The sequence below is a fragment of the Mesoflavibacter sp. SCSIO 43206 genome (assembly GCF_019904215.1).
GTDB classification, from domain to species: domain Bacteria; phylum Bacteroidota; class Bacteroidia; order Flavobacteriales; family Flavobacteriaceae; genus Mesoflavibacter; species Mesoflavibacter zeaxanthinifaciens.
The window spans coordinates 803553-824477 of the sequence record NZ_CP063201.1 but is presented as its reverse complement, the minus strand read 5'-3'; the positions used below and the strand labels follow the sequence as shown (position 1 = coordinate 824477).

The 20925-nt window shown below is 32.8% G+C and carries 24 protein-coding genes and 1 tRNA gene; 18 read left to right on the top strand and 7 right to left on the bottom strand.

The features are described from left to right. Window positions 1–46 precede the first annotated feature (46 nt). The 7 genes from trmB to INR78_RS04010 all read left to right on the top strand — a co-directional run bounded on the left by trmB (window position 47) and on the right by INR78_RS04010 (window position 4768). The gene (trmB, locus tag INR78_RS04040) at window positions 47–721 is read left to right on the top strand and encodes a tRNA (guanosine(46)-N7)-methyltransferase TrmB (protein ID WP_027880889.1); all 675 of its coding nucleotides are present in this window, start codon (window positions 47–49) and stop codon (window positions 719–721) included. Window positions 722–724: 3 nt separating this feature from the next. Then, entirely contained in the window at window positions 725–1354 is a 630-nt protein-coding gene (locus INR78_RS04035) for a LysE family transporter (protein ID WP_223077574.1), read from the top strand. Next, window positions 1351–1680: an MGMT family protein gene (locus INR78_RS04030; protein WP_027880891.1), complete on the top strand. Its 330-nt coding sequence runs from the start codon at window positions 1351–1353 to the stop codon at window positions 1678–1680. The genes INR78_RS04035 and INR78_RS04030 overlap by 4 nt, the downstream gene beginning before the upstream one ends. 135 nt (window positions 1681–1815) lie before the next feature. Next, window positions 1816–2955: an Mrp/NBP35 family ATP-binding protein gene (locus INR78_RS04025; RefSeq protein WP_223077573.1), complete on the top strand. Its 1140-nt coding sequence runs from the start codon at window positions 1816–1818 to the stop codon at window positions 2953–2955. Further along, window positions 2956–3195 (top strand): NifU family protein, encoded by a 240-nt coding sequence (locus INR78_RS04020; RefSeq protein WP_223077572.1) that lies wholly within the window; start codon window positions 2956–2958, stop codon window positions 3193–3195. A gap of 183 nt (window positions 3196–3378) precedes the next feature. Beyond that, window positions 3379–4431 (top strand): NAD(P)/FAD-dependent oxidoreductase, encoded by a 1053-nt coding sequence (locus tag INR78_RS04015; RefSeq protein ID WP_223077571.1) that lies wholly within the window; start codon window positions 3379–3381, stop codon window positions 4429–4431. Window position 4432: 1 nt separating this feature from the next. After that, the gene (locus INR78_RS04010; protein ID WP_223077570.1) at window positions 4433–4768 is read left to right on the top strand and encodes a 2Fe-2S iron-sulfur cluster-binding protein; all 336 of its coding nucleotides are present in this window, start codon (window positions 4433–4435) and stop codon (window positions 4766–4768) included. Window positions 4769–4825: 57 nt separating this feature from the next. Here the strand turns inward: INR78_RS04010 and INR78_RS04005 are convergent, their stop codons facing one another. The 7 genes from INR78_RS04005 to INR78_RS03975 form a co-directional block, all read right to left on the bottom strand. Further along, entirely contained in the window at window positions 4826–5719 is an 894-nt protein-coding gene (locus INR78_RS04005; protein ID WP_223077569.1) for a metallophosphoesterase, read from the bottom strand. Window positions 5720–5728: 9 nt separating this feature from the next. Next, complete coding sequence (locus INR78_RS04000; RefSeq protein ID WP_223077568.1) at window positions 5729–6427, bottom strand: SGNH/GDSL hydrolase family protein; 699 nt, start codon at window positions 6425–6427, stop codon at window positions 5729–5731. Window positions 6428–6429: 2 nt separating this feature from the next. Then, window positions 6430–7218 carry a DUF3050 domain-containing protein gene (locus INR78_RS03995; RefSeq protein WP_223077567.1) on the bottom strand — a complete coding sequence of 263 codons (789 nt, stop codon included), beginning with the start codon at window positions 7216–7218 and terminating at the stop codon, window positions 6430–6432. Between the two features lie 98 nt (window positions 7219–7316). Then, window positions 7317–8495, bottom strand: coding sequence for an acyl-CoA dehydrogenase family protein (locus INR78_RS03990; RefSeq protein WP_223077566.1), 1179 nt, complete (start codon window positions 8493–8495; stop codon window positions 7317–7319). A gap of 109 nt (window positions 8496–8604) precedes the next feature. After that, the gene (locus INR78_RS03985) at window positions 8605–9318 is read right to left on the bottom strand and encodes a tRNA1(Val) (adenine(37)-N6)-methyltransferase (RefSeq protein WP_223077565.1); all 714 of its coding nucleotides are present in this window, start codon (window positions 9316–9318) and stop codon (window positions 8605–8607) included. Further along, window positions 9311–9841 carry a ribosome maturation factor RimM gene (rimM, locus tag INR78_RS03980; RefSeq protein ID WP_223077564.1) on the bottom strand — a complete coding sequence of 177 codons (531 nt, stop codon included), beginning with the start codon at window positions 9839–9841 and terminating at the stop codon, window positions 9311–9313. The genes INR78_RS03985 and rimM overlap by 8 nt, the downstream gene beginning before the upstream one ends. Before the next feature lie 69 nt (window positions 9842–9910). Beyond that, window positions 9911–10399, bottom strand: a complete 489-nt coding sequence (locus INR78_RS03975) for a 30S ribosomal protein S16 (RefSeq protein WP_223077563.1) — start codon at window positions 10397–10399, stop codon at window positions 9911–9913. A 185-nt stretch (window positions 10400–10584) separates the two neighbouring features. On the opposite strand from INR78_RS03975, the gene INR78_RS03970 reads away from it, so the two are divergent. The 11 genes from INR78_RS03970 to INR78_RS03920 all read left to right on the top strand — a co-directional run bounded on the left by INR78_RS03970 (window position 10585) and on the right by INR78_RS03920 (window position 20920). Further along, entirely contained in the window at window positions 10585–12135 is a 1551-nt protein-coding gene (locus INR78_RS03970; protein ID WP_223077562.1) for a DUF6252 family protein, read from the top strand. Between the two features lie 170 nt (window positions 12136–12305). Beyond that, the gene (locus INR78_RS03965; RefSeq protein WP_223077561.1) at window positions 12306–12995 is read left to right on the top strand and encodes a DUF6252 family protein; all 690 of its coding nucleotides are present in this window, start codon (window positions 12306–12308) and stop codon (window positions 12993–12995) included. Window positions 12996–13140: 145 nt separating this feature from the next. Further along, window positions 13141–13590 carry a PA2169 family four-helix-bundle protein gene (locus INR78_RS03960; RefSeq protein ID WP_223077560.1) on the top strand — a complete coding sequence of 150 codons (450 nt, stop codon included), beginning with the start codon at window positions 13141–13143 and terminating at the stop codon, window positions 13588–13590. A 153-nt stretch (window positions 13591–13743) separates the two neighbouring features. Then, entirely contained in the window at window positions 13744–18129 is a 4386-nt protein-coding gene (gene dnaE, locus INR78_RS03955; RefSeq protein WP_223077559.1) for a DNA polymerase III subunit alpha, read from the top strand. 116 nt (window positions 18130–18245) lie between these two features. Further along, window positions 18246–18569: a thioredoxin gene (gene trxA, locus INR78_RS03950; protein ID WP_369695045.1), complete on the top strand. Its 324-nt coding sequence runs from the start codon at window positions 18246–18248 to the stop codon at window positions 18567–18569. Between the two features lie 79 nt (window positions 18570–18648). Continuing rightward, entirely contained in the window at window positions 18649–19578 is a 930-nt protein-coding gene (locus INR78_RS03945) for a DUF58 domain-containing protein (protein WP_223077557.1), read from the top strand. Window positions 19579–19644: 66 nt separating this feature from the next. Next, window positions 19645–19718, top strand: a tRNA-Asp gene (locus INR78_RS03940). 412 nt (window positions 19719–20130) lie between these two features. Further along, window positions 20131–20307, top strand: a complete 177-nt coding sequence (locus INR78_RS03935) for a hypothetical protein (RefSeq protein ID WP_223077556.1) — start codon at window positions 20131–20133, stop codon at window positions 20305–20307. 27 nt (window positions 20308–20334) lie between these two features. After that, window positions 20335–20511: a hypothetical protein gene (locus INR78_RS03930; RefSeq protein ID WP_223077555.1), complete on the top strand. Its 177-nt coding sequence runs from the start codon at window positions 20335–20337 to the stop codon at window positions 20509–20511. 28 nt (window positions 20512–20539) lie between these two features. Beyond that, a complete protein-coding gene (locus INR78_RS03925; RefSeq protein ID WP_223077554.1) occupies window positions 20540–20716 on the top strand; it encodes a hypothetical protein in 177 nt (58 codons plus the stop codon). Between the two features lie 27 nt (window positions 20717–20743). After that, window positions 20744–20920, top strand: coding sequence for a hypothetical protein (locus INR78_RS03920; protein WP_223077554.1), 177 nt, complete (start codon window positions 20744–20746; stop codon window positions 20918–20920). Window positions 20921–20925 lie beyond the last annotated feature (5 nt).

The following is a 20925-nucleotide window of genomic DNA, read 5'->3' as shown; positions in this document are numbered from 1 at the left end:
TATATTTCCTTAATTTTACGCCGGAAATAACAAATTGTTAAAACAAGTGGGAAGCAAAAACAAATTAAAACGATTTCAAGAAAACGAAACATTTGATAACGTATTTCAACCAACAAGAAGTCAGTTGGTAGATATGGATTACCAATACAAAGGACAATGGAATGCACAAGTGTTTAAAAATAATAACCCAATTGTTCTAGAATTAGGATGCGGTAAAGGCGAGTATACAGTTGCTTTAGCAAAAAAATATCCAAATAAAAACTTTATAGGGATAGATATAAAAGGCGCACGTTTTTGGAGAGGCGCAAAGACAGCTGTAGAAGAAAACATACCAAACGCTGCATTTATACGTACTCAAATAGAATTAATAGAATATGTTTTTGCAGAAAACGAAGTGGATGAAATTTGGATCACCTTTCCAGATCCACAAATTAAATATAAGCGTACAAAACACCGCATGACCAATTCTGAGTTTTTAAAACGCTACAAAAAAGTATTAAAACCAGATGGCGTAATGAATCTTAAAACCGACTCTGAGTTTATGCATGGTTACACCTTAGGTCTTTTACATGGCGAAGGACATGAAGTGTTGTACTCTAATAACGATGTGTATAGACAAGAAGGAAGTCCAGAAGAAGTTACAAGTATACAAACCTTTTACGAAGGTCAATATTTAGAACAAAACAAACCAATTACGTATATTAGATTCAAAATAAAATAACCTTTGGGCCTTACAATTACATTTTTCTTAAGTCTAATTATTGCATTAGTAGGTGTTATACCACCAGGTTTGCTTAATATGACAGCAGCAAAAATTAGCTTAAAAGAAGGCTATAACCGTGGTTTGGTTTTTTCTGTTGGCGTTTGTATTGTTGTTATTTTTCAAACCTTAATAGCAGTAATATTTGCAAGGTATTTAAGTAAGCATCCAGAGATAATAAAAATACTACAACGTGTTGCTTTTGTACTTTTTGTGTTAATCGCTATTTACTTTTTTGTTTTAGCTAAAAAGAAACCACAACCCAAAATAGAACAAACCAGACGCAGTAAACACAGTCGTTTTTTTTATGGGATGTTGTTATCTGCTTTAAACGTTTTCCCAATACCTTATCAAGCTTATATGAGTTTGACTTTAGCAGGTTTTGGATGGCTAACTTTTGATAAAACTGGTATTGCATCTTACGTTGCAGGAGCAGCAACAGGTACTTTTGTAATGCTTTATGTGTATGTGTTTTTATTTGAAAAAATTAAAAGCAAACGTATAAAGTCTCAAAAAAACATGAACTTTAGTATAGGTATTATCACTGCTGTTATAGCTGTAGTTACGCTAATTAATATCATTAAAGACTTATGAAACCAGAAACCTTAAGTTTTTACGAGAAGGTTTATGAGGTGGCAAGACAAATTCCTTACGGAAGAGTAACCTCTTACGGTGCTATTGCAAATTATTTAGGCGCCAAAAGAAGTGCTAGGTTAGTAGGTTACGCTATGAATGGTTCTGCAGGAAAAGACGTACCAGCACATCGTGTGGTAAATAGAAAAGGTTTGTTAACCGGCAAGCATCATTTTGAAGGTACTAACCTAATGCAACAGCTGTTAGAAAGCGAAGGTGTTAAGGTAAAAGATAATCAAATTCAAAATTTTGAAATGGTGTTTTGGGATCCTTCTAAAAGTTTATAAATTTCCCTTATTTCACCATAAAAAAACTTGCAATAACAACAGCTTAACTTCACTTAATAAGTAGTATATTTGCATTTTAGAAATATCCTTGATAAAACACGTTAAAAAATTGATTTTTAGCACAATATTTTAAAGATGAAGTTAAACAAACAAGATATACTTAAAGCACTAGAAACTATAACAGTACCAGGAGAAGGACAAAACATGGTAGAAAGCGGATCTGTAACTAACGTAGTTACTTTTGGAGACGAAGTTATAGTAGATATTACAATAAAAAACCCATCATTACAAGCACGTAAAAAAACAGAAGTAGAAATTTTGCAAGCCATACACAAACATGTGTACGAAAAAGCAAAAATTAAAGTAAACGTAAAAGTAGACGCGCCAGAAAAACCACAAGCAAACACCATTAAAGGTAAACCAATACCAGGTATTCAAAATATTGTTGCAGTAGCATCGGGTAAAGGCGGTGTAGGTAAATCTACAGTTACCGCTAACATAGCGATTATGTTGGCAAAAATGGGCTTTAAAGTAGGTGTTTTAGATGCAGATATTTATGGGCCATCAATGCCAATTATGTTTGATGTAGAAATGGAAAAACCATTATCTGTAACAGTAGACGGTAAATCCAAAATGAAACCTGTAGAAAATTACGGTGTTAAAATATTATCTATAGGCTTTTTTACAAAACCAGACCAAGCCGTAATTTGGCGCGGACCTATGGCTGCAAAAGCATTAAATCAAATGATATTTGATGCTGCTTGGGGCGAGCTAGATTTCTTACTATTAGACTTGCCACCAGGAACAGGAGATATTCATTTAAGTATTATGCAATCCTTACCAATTACAGGAGCAGTAGTAGTAAGTACACCACAAAACGTAGCTTTAGCAGATGCTAAAAAAGGAGTAGCTATGTTCCAACAAGACAGTATAAACGTACCTGTTTTAGGAATTATAGAAAATATGGCTTACTTTACACCAGAAGAGTTGCCAAACAACAAATACTATATCTTTGGTAAAGAAGGAGCAAAAAATCTAGCAGAAGATTTAGATGTGCCATTATTAGGAGAAATTCCTTTAGTACAAAGTATTAGAGAAGCAGGAGATGTTGGTCGTCCAGCAGCAATGCAAGTCGCAACACCAACCGAGAAAGCTTTTGAAAAACTAACACAAAACGTCGTGCAAGAAGTGGTAAATCGTAACGAAAACTTACCAGAAACCGAAGCGATAAAAATTACAACTATGGCAGGTTGTTCTGCGGTAAATAAAAAATAAATGACAGCACAAGAACTAAAAACAAACGTAGAAAAAGCTCTAGAAGAAATCCGTCCATTTTTACAAAATGATGGCGGAGATATAGAGTTAATCTCTATAGATAATAACGAGGTTATCGTACAACTTCAAGGTGCATGTACCTCATGTAGTGTCAATCAAATGACTTTAAAATCTGGTGTAGAGATGACTATAAAAAAGTACGCTCCACAGATAGAAAAAGTCACAAATGTTGGCGTTTAGGGCGTTACCACAAGGGTCGCGCTATCCGTTATATCTTTTTTTGCAACTACCTATAGACTAAAAATCAAAGTAAAGTTAGCAAAAAAAGGATGCCACTACTATCGCTAACGCAATCGTAAAGCTGATAAAAGTCATAAGCCACAACACATTAACCTTTTACATTTGCACAAAACAATCTAAAAAATGATTAAAACAGATATACTAATCATAGGCGCAGGACCAACAGGTCTATTTGCAGTCTTTGAAGCAGGATTACTAAAACTAAAATGTCATTTAATAGACGCATTACCACAACCAGGTGGACAATGTTCAGAGTTATATCCTAAAAAACCAATCTACGATATACCAGCATATCCAGAAATTTTAGCAGGAGATTTAACCGACAAGTTAATGGAACAATGCAAGCAGTTTGAACCTGGGTTTACGTTAGGAGAGCGCGCAGATACCATAGAAAAACAAGACGACGGGACTTTTATTGTAACTACAAACAAAGGGACAAAACACCATGCGCCAGTTGTGGCAATAGCAGGTGGATTAGGTAGTTTTGAGCCACGTAAACCTTTAATAGATAATCTATCAGATTACGAAGATAAAGGTGTAGAATACATGATTAAAGAACCAGAAATCTATCGTGGTAAAAAGGTTGTTATTGCTGGTGGTGGCGACTCTGCTTTAGACTGGAGTATCTTTTTAAGTGATGTAGCCGAAGAGGTTACTTTAATACACAGACGTAACGAGTTTAGAGGTCATTTAGATTCAGTAGAAAAAGTACAAGAATTAAAATCTGCAGGAAAAATTAATTTAATTACTCCAGCAGAAGTTATTGGCATAGAAGGTGATGGCAAAGTAGAAGCGGTAACCATTAAACAAGACGCAAAAACTTTCAAAAAAGAATGTGATCATTTTGTGCCTTTATTTGGTTTGTCTCCAAAATTAGGACCAATTGCAGATTGGGGATTAGAAATAGAAAAAAACGCCATTAAAGTAAACAATGCGTTAGACTATCAAACTAATATTCCTGGTATATATGCTATTGGAGATGTTAATACATATCCAGGTAAGTTAAAGTTAATACTTTGCGGATTTCATGAGGCAACTTTGATGTGTCAATCTGCTTATCAAATTATTAATCCAGGTAAACGTTATGTGTTAAAATATACAACTGTTGCAGGAGTAGATGGTTTTGATGGTACACGTAAAGAAGCGCCTAAAGCAGTTGTTAAAGCAATAGAGTAACATGGAAAATCAAGATGTTAATATTAAAATTACCGATCGTGATGGTGTTACTCACGAAGTGCTTGCGCCAACAGACATGGCAATGAATTTAATGGAAGTTGTACGTAGTTACGAGCTTGCGCCAGAAGGTACTATTGGTATTTGTGGTGGCATGGCAATGTGTGCTAGTTGTCAATGTTATGTTTTAAGCGATACCGAATTACCAGAAATGCAAGATGATGAAGAGGCAATGCTAAGCGAAGCGTTTTATGTAAAAGATAACTCAAGATTAGGTTGTCAAATACAAATCACGCCAGAATTAGAAGGCTTAGAAGTAGAATTAGCTCCTGAATCTTAAATTTTCAACAATATTTTAAAATTATAAAAAAGATTCCTGCTTTATGCAGGAATTTTTTTATCTATAATCTATCAATCTTCTAGGTCCTTCTAATAATACTCTTACAATTTGAAGTGTACCATCTTCTTTAGTAGCAATTTGCCATTTTATTAAAGATATTGCCCCATTTTCTATTTCGATACCAGTGATGCTTCTTGGATGTACACAACTACCATCATTAAAAAAAGCAATATCACCAGGTTCAGGAAAACGCGGTCTGTGTGTATGACCAACAATGGTCATTAGATTGTTATTATCGGTAATCCATTTTTTGGTACGACGTTCTACTTTAATTAGTTCTTTGTAGTTTTTTGCAGGACTTGTTGGGTCTGCAATTCCCATTACGTTTAAAGGCTTCCAAAGAATACGCACCATAAATCGGCTCCATTTCCAGAATAGATAATTCCACCAATCTGCTTGATGACCGTGCGTTAAAAAGATCTCTTGATTGGTGTCTTTGTGTTTTAAAACAATAGCTTCATGATATTTAATATCGCCAAAAAGCTCCACATCTTCACCTACTTTTGGGTCAAAATAAGTAGATAGATTTTTCTTAACTGTATCAGGATTACGATATACCATATCATGATTTCCCCAAATCATATGCAAACGGTTCTTTTTATGAAACAGTTGCATCAAATGATAAACATTTTTATGTGCGTTTAAAATGGAGGAGAAAGAAATGTTTTCCCAAAGCTCATCACCATCACCAAGTTCGGCATAATTAAAACCTTCTACGTAATAATGTTTTAATGCGTGGTAATAGATATTTCTGTTGTTGGCAAAATCGTCTGCAAAACTATTATCGCCACGATGACAATCGCTAAATAATATAAATTTGGAGTCGTCATCAAAAGGAACAACGTGAGCATTTTGATAAGCTTTGTCTAATCTTTTCTTTGCTGAAAACATAATCTTACGCTAAAGTTTTTCTAAAGCGTAAGGTAATAAACGTTCAACAAATAAACTATAGGCTTTTTTGGAAGGATGCAAACCATCAGAAGCAACTAAATCTGTATCTTCTAATCCATTTCTGGTAATATCTGTAATGTTTATAAAAGTAATGTTATTAGCGTTGCAATAATTTTCCGCGAAAGCGTTATAGGCGTCAATTTCTGAAGAAATAGTTGTGTTTCCGTTTCCAAAAGGTGTGAACGCATAATCAGGAATAGAAACGACAATAACTCTATTTTTATCGCCTTTTGCTTTTGTAATTGCAATATCAACTAGTTCTGGAAATTCGGTTTCATAAATTGAAAAATCTTTTCCTTGATATTGATTATTTACACCAATTAATAAGGTGACTAAATCGTAATTATTAAGAAGATTTTCGTTGTTAATTCCGTTTAATAAATTGGTCGTAGTCCAGCCTGTTGTTGCTACAACCTTTAAATTGAAAGCAGTATTTTCTGTATTGTTAATTAAGCTGTCTTTAAGTTGTTCTGGAAATCTGCACGTTTCGCAAACACTTTCTCCAATCGTGTAACTATCACCCAAAGACAATAGTTTGTAATTGGTTGTTTGTGGCGTTTCAATATTGTTATATTGATTGCTATCTGTTGCGTTGCAGCACAAAAACAATATAAATATTGCAGAAATAAAAAGCGTTGATTGTTTCATATCTATAAAGATACAACTTCCTTGCTTTCTAAAATTTCGTTTTCAATACCATCCCAAAGTGCGATTCGTTTTTGTAAAGCTTCTATAGATATTTCTTCAACTTCTTTCCATTTTTTCTCATCATTTTCACAAAGCTCTTCTATCATTTGAAGCGCCATAGGACCATGTTCGTCAGCATCTAATTCGATATGTCTTTCAAAATAATATACTAATTTAGAAAGGTCTTTTTCAGGGAAGTTTTGCTGAAAATTTTTTAAAATTTCAGTAAACATATTCGGGATTAGATCTTCGCGACCAAATGTAAATGCAGCTGCAATTTGATGTGGTTGACCTTCTATTGCAACATTAAACGTAAACTCTAAAAAGTCCTTTAGCGATTGAGGCAAATCACTATTTCTTATTGCAACAAAAATGTTACCTAAACTTTCTGAAGTTTCTAAAAACGTTTCAATGTTAGTGGTTGAAACGCCACAGGCTTGCATAGCGTCCAAATACATTTCGTAGTGGCTTTTATGTTTGCCATTAATATCTACATCGGTTTCTTCGGCAAGAACAATTTCGTTAATTAAATATCTTGTTTCAGGATGTTTTGTAGGCAACCAAGGTATTGTAGTACAAGTTAGTTTATTTTGCAGTGCTTTAAGTAGCGACATAAAATCCCAAACAGCATAAACATGATGTTGTAAAAAGATTTCTAAATCTTCTATAGATTTTATTTTATTGTATAAACTGTGATTAAGCAATTGATTTTTAAGAGGATCAATTGATTTTTCAATATCGTTAATAGTCATAGCATTTTCATTTTTAACAAAAATATAAAATGCACCTCTAAAATTAAGGTGCATTTTATATTTATTAACTATTTATATTTTTATAAAATCTATAGTTTTTATTTAAAAGCGTTTAATCCAGTGACGTCTAAACCTGTGATTAATAAATGAATATCATGTGTGCCTTCGTAAGTAATTACGCTTTCTAAGTTCATCATATGACGCATAATACTGTATTCTCCTGTAATACCCATTCCGCCTAACATTTGTCTAGCTTCACGAGCAATTTTTATTGCCATATCTACATTGTTACGTTTAGCCATAGAAATTTGAGCAGATGTTGCTTTACCTTCATTACGTAACACACCAACACGCCAAGCTAATAATTGTGCTTTGGTGATTTCTGTAATCATTTCGGCTAACTTTTTTTGTTGTAATTGAAATTGTCCAATTGGCTTACCAAACTGCATACGTTCTTTACTGTATCTTAATGCTGTATCGTAACAATCCATTGCAGCACCAATTGCGCCCCAAGCGATACCATATCTTGCAGAATCTAAACAGCCTAATGGTGCGCCAAGACCAGATTTGTTAGGTAATAGGTTTTCTTTTGGCACTTTTACGTTATCAAAAATAAGCTCGCCAGTAGCACTTGCACGTAACGACCATTTGTTGTGAGTTTCTGGAGTAGAAAATCCTTCCATACCACGCTCTACAATTAAACCGTGAATACGACCTTCTTCATTTTTAGCCCAAACAACAGCAACTTGTGCAAAAGGTGCGTTACTAATCCACATTTTAGCACCATTTAAAAGATAATGGTCGCCCATATCTTTAAAATTAGTAGCCATCCCGCCAGGATTAGATCCGTGATCAGGCTCGGTTAAACCAAAACAACCCATCCATTCTCCAGAAGCTAGTTTTGGTAAGTATTTTTTACGTTGCTCTTCGTTACCATATTTAAAAATAGGATACATTACTAAAGACGACTGTACAGAAGCTGTACTACGTACACCAGAATCGCCACGTTCAATCTCTTGCATGATTAAACCATAAGAAATTTGGTCTAATCCTGCGCCGCCATATTCCATAGGAATATATGGTCCAAATGCGCCAATCTCGGCTAATCCATCAATAATTTGTTCTGGAAATTCTGCTTTTTGTGCATACTCTTCAATAATAGGAGAAACATCACGTTTAACCCATTCTCTAGCAGCATCGCGTACTAATTTATGTTCGTCGTTTAATAAATCGTCAAGATTTAAGTAATCTGGAGCTTCAAATAAATCTGGTTTCATTAGATAAGTATAGTTTTAAACTGTTGCATAATGATATATGTAACAATATATTGTTTACAATATTATAGTTAACAAAAATAACGAAATCGTTTTCATTGCCCAATTAAAACTACATTTTTAAGTAGAAATCTTTAGTAAGATTTATGTAGTCTTCTGTGTATTGATGTCTTTGGGTTTCTATAATTAATTCTTCTTTTTGTATTTTACTTTCGTGGAAACTAAAGCTAATTAAACTTCTTTTTATATCAGCGTTTGGATTACCTTTTACGTTAAGGATCTGGTTAGGAAATAAACCTACTTTTTGAGCAAGGTTGATAAATCGGTCTTCTTCACTAAAAGGTATAATTACTGAAAATCTTCCGTTGTCTTCCAAAAGGTGAGCTGCGCAAACCACAAGATGTTCAAAAGGCATCGCATCTTGAAAGCGCGCCATGTCACGTTGCTTGTTATCGGTTTTAAAATGGTCTGCGTAAAACGGCGGATTGCTAATTATGAGGTCATATTTGTCTTCAATTTCTTCGGCAAATTCTTGTAAATCTGCGTGATAACAAAATAATCGGTCTGACCAAGGAGAGTTTTCAAAGTTGTCTACGCACTGTTCGTAAGTATTTTCGTCTATTTCTAAACCGTCGATAACTTGTGCGTTACTACGTTGGGCTAACATTAATGATAAAATTCCTGTACCAGCACCAATATCTAAAATAGAAAAAGGGTTGTCTTTTAATGGTGTCCAAGCACCAAGTAAAACGCTATCTGTACCAATTTTCATGGCGCATTGGTCTTGTTTAACTGTAAACTGCTTGAATTGAAAAGGGTTATTCATTAATGTAAAGATCTATTAGTCCTTCTGGTGTTTCTACAAAAATGGTTTTGTTGGATTTGTCTACTTTTATGATAAACTCGTCATTCATCGGGATTAAAATTTCTGTCCCATTTCTATCAATTTCAAACAATGCTTGAGCTGTACTATCATTTACACCAGAAATTATTCCAACGTTTCCAAAATTTTTATCTTCAACTTTAAAACCTATAATTTCGTGGTAATAAAATTTGTCTTCTTCTAACTCTGGTAAAAAGCTTAATGGTAAGTATAACTCACTTTTCATCAAACTATCTGCATCATCTTCTGTGTCAACTTCTTCAAATTTAACACGTAGTAATTCAGATTTGTGTAGTTGTGAACTTTCTATAAAAAAAGGTACTAAATTACCTCTTAAGTTAATAAGTACAGACTCAAGGTTTTCAAATTGTTCAGGCTCGTCAGTATCTAATTTTATTAGTAATTCTCCTTTAAAACTGTATTTTTTTACAATTTTACCAACGTAAAAGCATTCATTTATATCCATAAGGAAAGTTTTAAACATAAAAAACTCCGATAGCGACTATCGGAGTTTAAAAGTATAAAAAAATAATTTTTATTCTTCTTCGTTTGAAGCTTCAGCTTCTTCTTCAACAACAGGAGCTGCTGCTGCAATACGCGCTTCGTTAGCTGCTTTTTCAGCTTCAAAAGCTTTTGCTTTAGCATCTGCTTCAGCTTTAGCTAAGTTTTCTTTCTTAGCATCAACTTTTCCTGCTTTTTCATCTAACCAAGCATTAAATTTCTCTTCTGCTTGTTCTTCTGTTAAAGCGCCTTTTCTAACTCCACCAGCTAAATGGTTTTTAAGTAAAGCACCTTTATAAGATAAAATTGCTCTTGCTGTGTCAGTTGGTTGTGCACCATTCTGTAACCATTTTACTGCACCATCAACATCTAAATCTATAGTTGCTGGGTTAGTGTTTGGATTGTAAGCACCTATTTTTTCTAAGTATTTACCATCTCTTTTTGCTCTAGCATCTGCTGCTACGATCCAGTAGTAAGGTTTCCCTTTCTTACCGTGTCTTTGTAATCTAATTTTTACTGGCATAAAAAATTAATTTGTGAGGTTCTCGACCTCTGTTATTAATAAGTTTGCAAAGATACTATATTTTTTTTAAGCGACACTTTAAATTTCAATTATTTATAATAAAAAATTATTCTATTTTTGAAGGATAGTATGTCTAGATTATTATTAGGCACATATAACATCAATAATTTATCAAAGATTTAAGAATGAGAAAAGTAATTGCATTAGCCTTAACGGTTTTATTAATGTTTAGTTGTAGCGAAGAAAATGAGTTTAAAATAACCACATTTCAAGCCCAAAGAGAAGGCGATGGTGTTTTGTTTAATGCAAATATTTACTCAGCTCAGGTAGATGAGAATGGAGTTATAACTATAGAAGGATCTACTTCTTTAGAAACAATTACGTTAGTAGCCTATCCGCAAGATGCTACTAGCTGTACAGGAGCTATTAGTGTAGGTCAAGGATCATGTTACGATATGCAATACAATGCTTCTTTTGCTAATTTTATAGATGAAAATAACGTATTATGGTCAACAAATAAAATTCCAGATGAAAGCGTACAAGTATATCGTCCAGATGGAATGATAAGTATTACAGCTGGTAGCTTAGAAGAAGGCACGCTTTCAGGAAGATTTTATTTTAATGCATTTAATCCAACAGGTCTAAATTCTGTAGGGTTTTCAGAAGGTGTTTTTAATAATATACCATTTACAACAGGACCTACAACTAATTATTTTACTTGTGTAGATGCGGAAGAACAAGTGCAACAAGCAATGATAGCGTATAATAACGCAGATTTAATGGAAAGTGCTGTTTTTGAACAATTATGTAATGCATATGTAAACGCATTGTATACTCAAATAGAATTTTGTGGAGATGTAAACGGGACGATACAAGAAACAATTGATCAACTAACAGTAAATAATTGTCAATTAACTTGCGAGCAAATAAGTGATAATACCGCAACAGCACAATCAGATTACAATAATGCTACTTTAGGTAATACTATTGATATGTGTACAAGATATATTCAATATCTAAACGAACAAATTGACACTTGCGGAGATCCAAACGGAGATTTACAAGCAGCTATAGATAGCTTAGATTGCGGTGATGATGATGGAGATGGTGTTCCAAACTCAATTGAAGACCTTAATAATAATGGAGATTTAACAGATGATGATACAGATGGAGATTTAAATGCAGATTATTTAGACGAAGACGATGATGATGACGGTATTTTAACAAACGACGAGTTAAACCTTGATGCAGATGGTAACGCTGCAGATACAGATATGGATGGAATACCAGATTATTTAGATTTAGATGAAGATAATGATGGTATTTTAACAGCAGACGAAGATATTAACGCAGATGGTAACCCATTAAACGATGATACAGATGGAGATGGTATACCTAATTACCTAGACCAAGATGATGATGGAGATGGTGTTTTTACTGTTTATGAAGGAATGATTGATACAGATAATGATGGAACACCTAATTATTTAGATAATGATGATGACGGAGATACCATCTTAACTATTTATGAGTTTATAGATGATGATGGCGATGGTAATCCTGTAGATTCTCAAGATTTTGATTCAGATGGAATGGATGATTATTTAGATAATGATGATGATAACGATGGTGTGCCAACAGCAGACGAAAACCCAGATCCAAACGGAGATGGTAACCCAGATGATGCACAAAACTCCGATGCAGATTCTGCACCAGATTATTTAGATGCAAATTAAAATCAGATACACTTGTAAAAAAAGGAGCTTTAATTAAAGCTCCTTTTTTTGTTTATCTCTTTATCAATAAAAAATGTATTTGGTCTAATATTAGCGCTGTTTAAGTGTCTTTTTTATTTAAAGTGAATTAAAATTATATTTTTGATTTCTGTTTTTTTAATCCATTATTAATGAAAAAGATATCCTTATTATTTTTGCTATTAACAACAATTTTATCATGTGGAGATGATTTAGAGTTTAATACTCCGTCATTTCAATCTTATAAAAATGAAATTGTATGGAATGCAGAAGATTTTAGAGCTAATGTAGATGCGTTTGGATTTTTAAATATAACAGGTACAAGTGGAGAAGAAGCTATTACGCTATCAACAGCTGGATCAAGCGTTGGTGTATATAGCTTGGGTAATGTAGCATCAAAAGCAGTTTTTAGAGACGAGTTTGATATAACATATTCTACTAACAGTGTTCCAGATCCAACCATTCAATTGTATCCATCAGAAGGTGAAATTGTCATTGAAGAATTTAATATAGTAGAAAAAACAGTGTCAGGTACATTTTACTTTCATGCATTTGATAGCACAGGATTAAATAGTGTTGTGATAAACCGTGGTTACTTTTATAATGTTCCAATAACATCAATAGCAACTTTAAACGATGGGCAACAATCTGTAGCTTGTCAATTAGCTCATGCTACAACCGAAACAACATTGACAAACTTAAATGCTGTAGACCCAAACGGACCACAATATCCTCAGTTTTGTAGTTCATATAAGATAGCTCTTCAAAACGAAATTAACCTATGTGGTGATGATGGTACACTTCAAAATATAGTAGATAATTTAGGAGATTGTCTAAACTAAAAACGATTGTTAACAAATCTTAAGGCAATCACAAACCTTGTTAAACCCTTGGTATGCTTAGTAATTCATTATATCTTTATAAATGAAGATGCGAAACAATACACATCTATAAATAATTTATTGAAATTTAAAATGAAAAGATATTATGAGTTATAGTGAAGAAATTTCAGAAAAATTAAACGAATTATTAGTAAAAAACTATGATGCCGAAAAAGGGTATTTAAACGCAATGTCTAATGTAGACGACAAAAATTTAAAAATCTTCTTTAAGAGAAGAGCATCAGAACGCAGTCAATTTGCTAAAGAATTAAGAACAGAGATTTTAAGGTATGGCGAGGTACCAGAAGATTCTGGCACATTTAAAGGAACTGTACATAGAAATTGGATGAGTTTAAAATCAGCATTATCTTCTAATAACGAAGAAAAAATATTAGAAGAAGCCATTAGAGGTGAAGAAGCTAGTTTAGAAGAGTATGATAAGTTAATAAAAGAAAATAACTTGCCACCAACAATTGACGAGTTAATTTTTAGACATCGTAACTCTATACAAGCAGCAATTAATACAGAAAAAGTACATGAAGAGCTAGTGTCATAACACTTAAATGTTTAGTATAAAATAAAAAAATCCAGTATAATCATACTGGATTTTTTTGTGTATAATTGTTTATAACTTCACTTTAAAAAAGAGAAATTTCTACGTACATTTATAAGCTCTAAAATTTTCTAGAAAACATCTAAAAATACCTTAATGTACTTAATATTTGATACAGAAACTACCGGATTACCAAAACGTTGGGATGCACCAATTACAGATGTAGATAATTGGCCTAGATGCATCCAAATAGCATGGCAATTACATGACCATATGGGTAACTGTATTGATCATCAAGATTATTTAGTTAAACCCGATGGGTTTGATATTCCGTATGATGCCGAGCGTATACATGGTATTTCAACAGAGTTGGCTCAACAGCAAGGTGTTCCTTTAGTAGAAGTTTTAGAAAAATTTAATGAAGCTTTAAGTAAAACAAAGTTTGTTGTCGGTCAAAATGTAGGTTTTGATTTAAATATTATGGGAGCAGAGTTTGTCCGCGAAAGCGTAGATAATCCTCTGCAAGAGTTACCAGTTTTAGACACATGTACAGAGTCAACAGCACAACTTTGTCAAATACCTGGCGGACGTGGAGGTAAATTTAAATTACCAACTTTAACCGAGTTACATCAATTTTTATTTAACCAACCATTTGCCGAAGCACATAACGCAACAGCAGACGTAGAGGCTACAACGCGTTGTTTTTTAGAGCTTGTTAGACGTAAAGAATACACAAAAGAACAATTAGATGTTCAGCCAGATTATTTTGAGCGTTTTAATAAAGAAAACCCGCAACCTATTCAGCTTATAGGATTAAAACACTTAAATCTTAAAAGAGAAAGTGATAAAATTCGTGAGCAATTAAAAAAGCAGGAATCTAGCGGAATTTCTTCAGCAGAAATAAAAGAAAACATTGAAGATCTTAAATCTGTAGACTTTGCACACTTGCATAATCACTCTCAGTTTTCGATACTTCAATCAACAATAAGTATTTCAGATTTAGTCAATCTAACGGCAGAACATAAAATGCCAGCAGTAGCACTTACAGATCATGCAAATATGATGGGTGCATTCCATTTTGTTAAAGCTGTAAATGGACATAATAAATCTGTAAAAGCAAAAAATGAAGCAGCAGCACTACAAGGTAAGCCACCAGTAGCAAATCAAATTAAAGCAATTGTAGGTTGCGAGTTTTTTGTTTGCGAAGATCACACAGATAAAACAAGAAAAGATAACGGTTACCAAATAGTACTGCTTGCAAAAAATAAAAAAGGATATCATAACCTTGCAAAACTTTCGTCCCACGCGTTTGTAGATGGATTTTATTATGTACCGCGTATTGATAAAAAATTAATAGAACAATACAAAGAAGACGTTATTTGTTTAACAGGAAACCTTTACGGTGAAGTGCCAAGTAAAGTCTTAAATGTAGGAGAAGCACAAGCTGAAGAAGCTTTACTTTGGTGGAAAGAAACATTTCAAGACGACTTGTATATCGAGTTAATGCGACATGGTCAAGAGGACGAAAACCGTGTTAATCAAACACTAATCGAGTTTTCTAAAAAACATGATATAAAATTACTAGCCACTAATAATACCTACTACGGTAAAAAAGACGATGCTAATGCGCATGATATTTTATTATGTGTGAAAGATGGCGAAAAGCAATCAACACCAATAGGACGTGGTCGTGGTTATCGTTATGGATTACCAAATCAAGAATATTATTTTAAGTCTGCAGACGAAATGAAGGAGTTATTTAAAGATATTCCTGAGGCGATAAGTAATATTCAAGAAGTTGTAGATAAAATAGAACCTTTTGAGTTAGCAAGAGATGTCTTGTTACCAGCATTTAATATTCCAGAAGAATTTAAACATCCAGAAGATGAGGTTGATGGTGGAAAAAGAGGAGAAAATGCCTATCTAAAACACTTAACCTACGAAGGTGCAAAAAAGCGTTATGGAGAAATCACAGAAGATATCAAAGAACGTCTAGACTTTGAACTTGAAGTAATTGAAAATACAGGTTATCCAGGATATTTCTTAATTGTAGAAGATTTTATTCGTGAAGCCAGAAATATGGATGTATCTGTTGGTCCAGGTCGTGGTAGTGCAGCGGGATCTGTTGTTGCATACTGCTTGTGGATTACCAACATAGACCCAATACAGTACAATCTACTTTTTGAGCGTTTTCTTAATCCAGATCGTATTAGTATGCCAGATATTGATATCGATTTTGATGACGAAGGAAGAAGCCGAGTAATGGATTACGTTATCGATAAATATGGAGCAAATCAAGTAGCACAAATTATAACTTATGGTACTATGGCGGCAAAAAGTAGTATTCGTGATACAGCTCGTGTACTAGATTTGCCACTTTTTGATGCAGATAGAATTGCAAAATTAATCCCAAATATGTCTAAACTAAACAAGATTTTTGGTTTAGATGAAAAACAACTGGGACAAAAATTCAGGTCTGAAGATTTAGAAAAAATAAACCAACTTTTAAATATTTCTGAAGGATCAGATCTTGAAGCCGAAACAGTAAATACAGCAAGAGCGTTAGAAGGCTCTGTAAGAAATACAGGTATACATGCATGTGGTGTAATTATTACACCAGACGATATTACCAAGTTTGTACCAGTATCTACAGCAAAAGATTCAGATTTATACGTTACACAATTTGATAACTCGGTTGTAGAAAGTGCAGGACTTTTAAAAATGGACTTTTTAGGGTTAAAAACATTAACCCTAATTAAGGATACTGTAAAAATTGTTAAGGCAAAACATAATATTCAGTTAGATCCAGAAAGTTTTCCTTTAGATGATGAAAAAACTTTCGCATTATTCCAAAGAGGAGAAACAGTTGGAGTATTTCAATATGAATCTCCTGGAATGCAAAAACATTTAAAGGATCTTAAACCAACGGTTTTTGACGATTTAATTGCGATGAATGCATTATATCGTCCAGGACCAATGGAATATATACCAAGTTTCGTAAGAAGAAAACATGGCGACGAAGATATCGAGTATGACTTGCCAGCAATGGAAGAATACTTAAAAGAAACCTACGGTATTACAGTTTACCAAGAGCAAGTAATGCTTTTGTCTCAAAAGCTAGCTAATTTTACAAAAGGTGAAGCCGATGTCCTTCGTAAAGCAATGGGTAAAAAGCAAATTGCGGTACTAGATAAGATGAAACCTAAGTTTATCGAACAAGCAAGTGCTAATGGTCATGATGCTAAAAAACTTGAAAAAATCTGGAAAGACTGGGAAGCATTTGCAAGTTATGCCTTCAATAAATCTCACTCTACGTGTTATGCTTGGATTGCTTATCAAACGGCGTATTTAAAAGCGCATTATCCTGCAGAATATATGGCTGCAGTACTGTCCAATAACATGAATGATATTAAACAAGTTACTTTCTTTATGGAAGAATGTAAACGAATGAAATTACAAGTTTTAGGACCAGATGTAAACGAATCGTTTTATAAATTCTCGGTAAACAAAGATAATGCGGTACGTTTTGGTATGGGAGCAATTAAAGGTGTTGGTCACGGAGCAGTAAAAACGATTGTAGAAAATAGAAAGGAAGACGGACCATATACTTCAATATTTGATTTAGCAAAGCGTATTGATTTAAGAGCAGCTAACAAAAAAGCGTTTGAAAATTTAGCATTAGCAGGTGGATTTGATGAGTTAGGAAATACACACAGAGCACAATATTTTTATAAAGATGGTGGTGATTTAACCTTTTTAGAAAAAGCCATAAAATATGGTGCAAAGCATCAAGAAAACGAAAATTCTGCTCAAGTAAGTCTTTTTGGTGGTGAAAGTGAAGTTCAAATTGAAGAGCCAACAATTCCCGAATGCGAAACTTGGGGAACCATGGAGAAGCTAGCGAAAGAACGTGAAGTAGTAGGAGTTTATATCTCTGGGCATCCACTAGATGATTTTAAAATAGAAATGAAAACCTTCTGTAATGCTAATTTATCGGTATTTAACGATCTTGAAAAATATGTAAATAGAGAAATGACTTTTGGAGGAGTTGTTACCGATGTGCAACATCGTGTAAGTAAACAAGGTAAAGGTTGGGCATTATTTACTGTAGAAGATTACACAGATACTTACGAGTTCAGAATATTTGGTGAGGAATATTTAAAATTTAGACATTTTTTACTTCAAAATAATTTTGTTTATGTCAAGGTATTTGTACGAGAAGGTTGGGTAAACAAAGACACAGGTAAAAAAAGCGATCCTAGGCTTCAATTTAATAACTTTCAATTACTACAAGATGTTTTAGAAAGTTATGCTAAAAAGCTTTCAATTCAATTAAATATAAAAGATTTAGATGTAGAAAAAATACAACGTTTAAAGGATTTGATTAATCTTCATCCAGGTAATCAAGCTTTAAATTTTGTTGTTTATGATAACAGGGATCAAGTAAAATTGAATATGTCTAGCCGTAAACAAAAAGTGAAAGTAAGTCAAGAGCTTTTAGATCAATTAGAAAATGAACAAGTGTATTTTAAATTAAATTAACAACATAACTCAAACTAATACAGTAATAATCAAAACAAATTGTTATGCTGTAAGGTTTGGCAAATTTTTTGACTAATATTGCATATTAACACGTATTAAAAACACAATTAAATTATATTATTATGGCATTAGAAATTACAGATGCAACTTTTGAAGAGCAAGTATTAAACAGCGACAAACCAGTAATGGTAGACTTTTGGGCTGCTTGGTGTGGACCATGTCGTATGGTTGGACCAATTATTGACGAATTAAGTACAGAATACGAAGGTAAAGCTGTTGTGGGAAAAGTCGATGTAGATGCAAATCAAGAGTTTGCAGCAAAATATGGAGTACGTAACATTCCAACAGTATTAGTATTTCAAAATGGAGAAGTAGTTGGACGTCAGGTTGGTGTAGCACCTAAAAATGCTTATGCAGAAGCATTAGATTCTTTATTATAATCTAAATTATAAATAAATTAAAATGAAAGGTTTGCCTTAATGGCAAACCTTTTTTTATTTTAGATGAAATTTAAAAATCATGAAATTACAAAACGAACTAAATAAAGCAGGCGGATTTAAAAACCTTGAACATCTAGCAAAACAAGTAGTAGAAGGTTTTATATCTGGTATGCATAAAAGTCCGTTTCATGGTTTTTCTGCAGAATTTGCAGAACATAAAATATATAATCAAGGAGAAAGCACTAAGCATATTGATTGGAAACTGTTTGCAAAAACAGATAAGTTATACACAAAGCGTTTTGATGACGAAACTAACCTAAGATGTCACATAATATTAGATAACAGTAGTTCAATGCATTATCCAATCCTATCTAATTTTTCGATTAATAACTTAAATAAAATTGCATTTTCAGCTTTAGCAAGCGCTTCATTAATGCATATTTTAAAACGACAAAGAGATGCTGTTGGATTAAGTATTTATAGTGACGGTTATGATTTTTATGCGCCAGAAAAAGGAAGTGAAAGGCATCATCAAATGTTATTGCATCAACTTGAAAAGACTACAGAAAAAAAACAAAAAATTAAACAAACAGTAACATATACACTTCTTCATCAAATAGCAGAAAAAATACATAGAAGATCCTTGATATTTCTTTTTACAGATATGTTTCAAACACAAACTAATGAACAGAAGTTATTTGAAGCACTTAGGCATTTAAAACACAATAAGCATGAAGTAGTACTCTTTCATGTTTTTGATAGCAAAAAAGAACTAAATTTTAATTTTGATAATAAACCAAAACGCTTTATTGATGTAGAAACAGGTCAATATATTAACTTATATGCTGATTCTGTTAAAGAAAATTATAATAAAATGGTAGAAGAGTATTTCAAACAATTAAAATTAAAGAGTTTGCAGTATAAAATTAAATATGTGCAATCTGATGTAAATCAAGGGTTTAATGATATTTTGACAACTTACATGATCGAAAGGCAAAAATTTATTTAAAAAAAACACGAAAAATATTTGAGAAATTAAAATAGCAGTGTATATTTGCCCTCGCAATAAAGCAACGGTCTGGTAGTTCAGCTGGTTAGAATATCTGCCTGTCACGCAGGGGGTCGCGGGTTCGAATCCCGTCCAGACCGCAAAAATTGTTAAAGCTCCGAGAAATTGGAGCTTTTTTTGGCAATAAAATTTAGTTGTGTTGTTTGACAGATGTTGATGTCTGTCAATGGTTTAAGTAGTTAAACCAATGGAAAGCTTTCCTTTTTTCTGTTTTGTTTCAGAAATTAGGGATGCTTTTTTGTTTAATGACACTTTATCCTTCATTTTAAACACTTTATCGATTTATTTACTTAATTTAGTCTTCTAATTTTACTTTCGTAGATGTTTATAAGTGTCCCTAAATCAATATACTACGCTTATAGTATTAATTATCCATTTTAAAAAGTACAATATCCCTCATTGTATGTAATTTCTTGTTAATTCAATTTTAATGATTGAACAAGTACGCTTTTGCTTAAACAAAACAATATAAATTTTAAAATAATAATTAATATGAAATCCCTTAAAATTACAATTCTAGCAATTTTCTCAACTATCTTATTAACTGGATTAATTTCAGCTAATACATCTCCTACTACAATAAAAACTAACAAAGACGTAAAAGAGATACAGGTAGATTTAATCTCTATGACAGATAAAAAAGTATCAAAGGTACCAACGCAAGGTTAATTAATAATTCACAAAAAAATATATACAATGAAATCCCTTAAAATCACACTAATAGCAATTGCATCAATCGTCATATTAACCGGAGTATTATCAATAGAAACAGAAACAGTTACTAAAGAAGATAACAAAGAAGTAAAAGAGGTACAAGTAGATTTAATTTCTATGACAGATAAAAAAGTATCAAAGGTACCAACGCAAGGTTAATTAATAATTCGCAAAAAAAATATATACAATGAAATCCCTTAAAATCACACTAATAGCAATCGCATCAATCGCCATATTAACCGGAGTATCATCAATAGATACAGAAACAGTAACTAAAGAAGATAACAAAGAAGTAAAAGAGGTACAAGTAGATTTAATTTCTATGACAGATAAAAAAGTATCAAAGGTACCAACGCAAGGTTAATTAATAATTCGCAAAAAAATATATACAATGAAATCCCTTAAAATCACACTAATAGCAATCGCATCAATCGCCATATTAACCGGAGTATCATCAATAGATACAGAAACAGTAACTAAAGAAGATAACAAAGAAGTAAAAGAGGTACAAGTAGATTTAATTTCTATGACAGATAAAAAAGTATCAAAAGTACCAACGCAAGGTTAATTAAT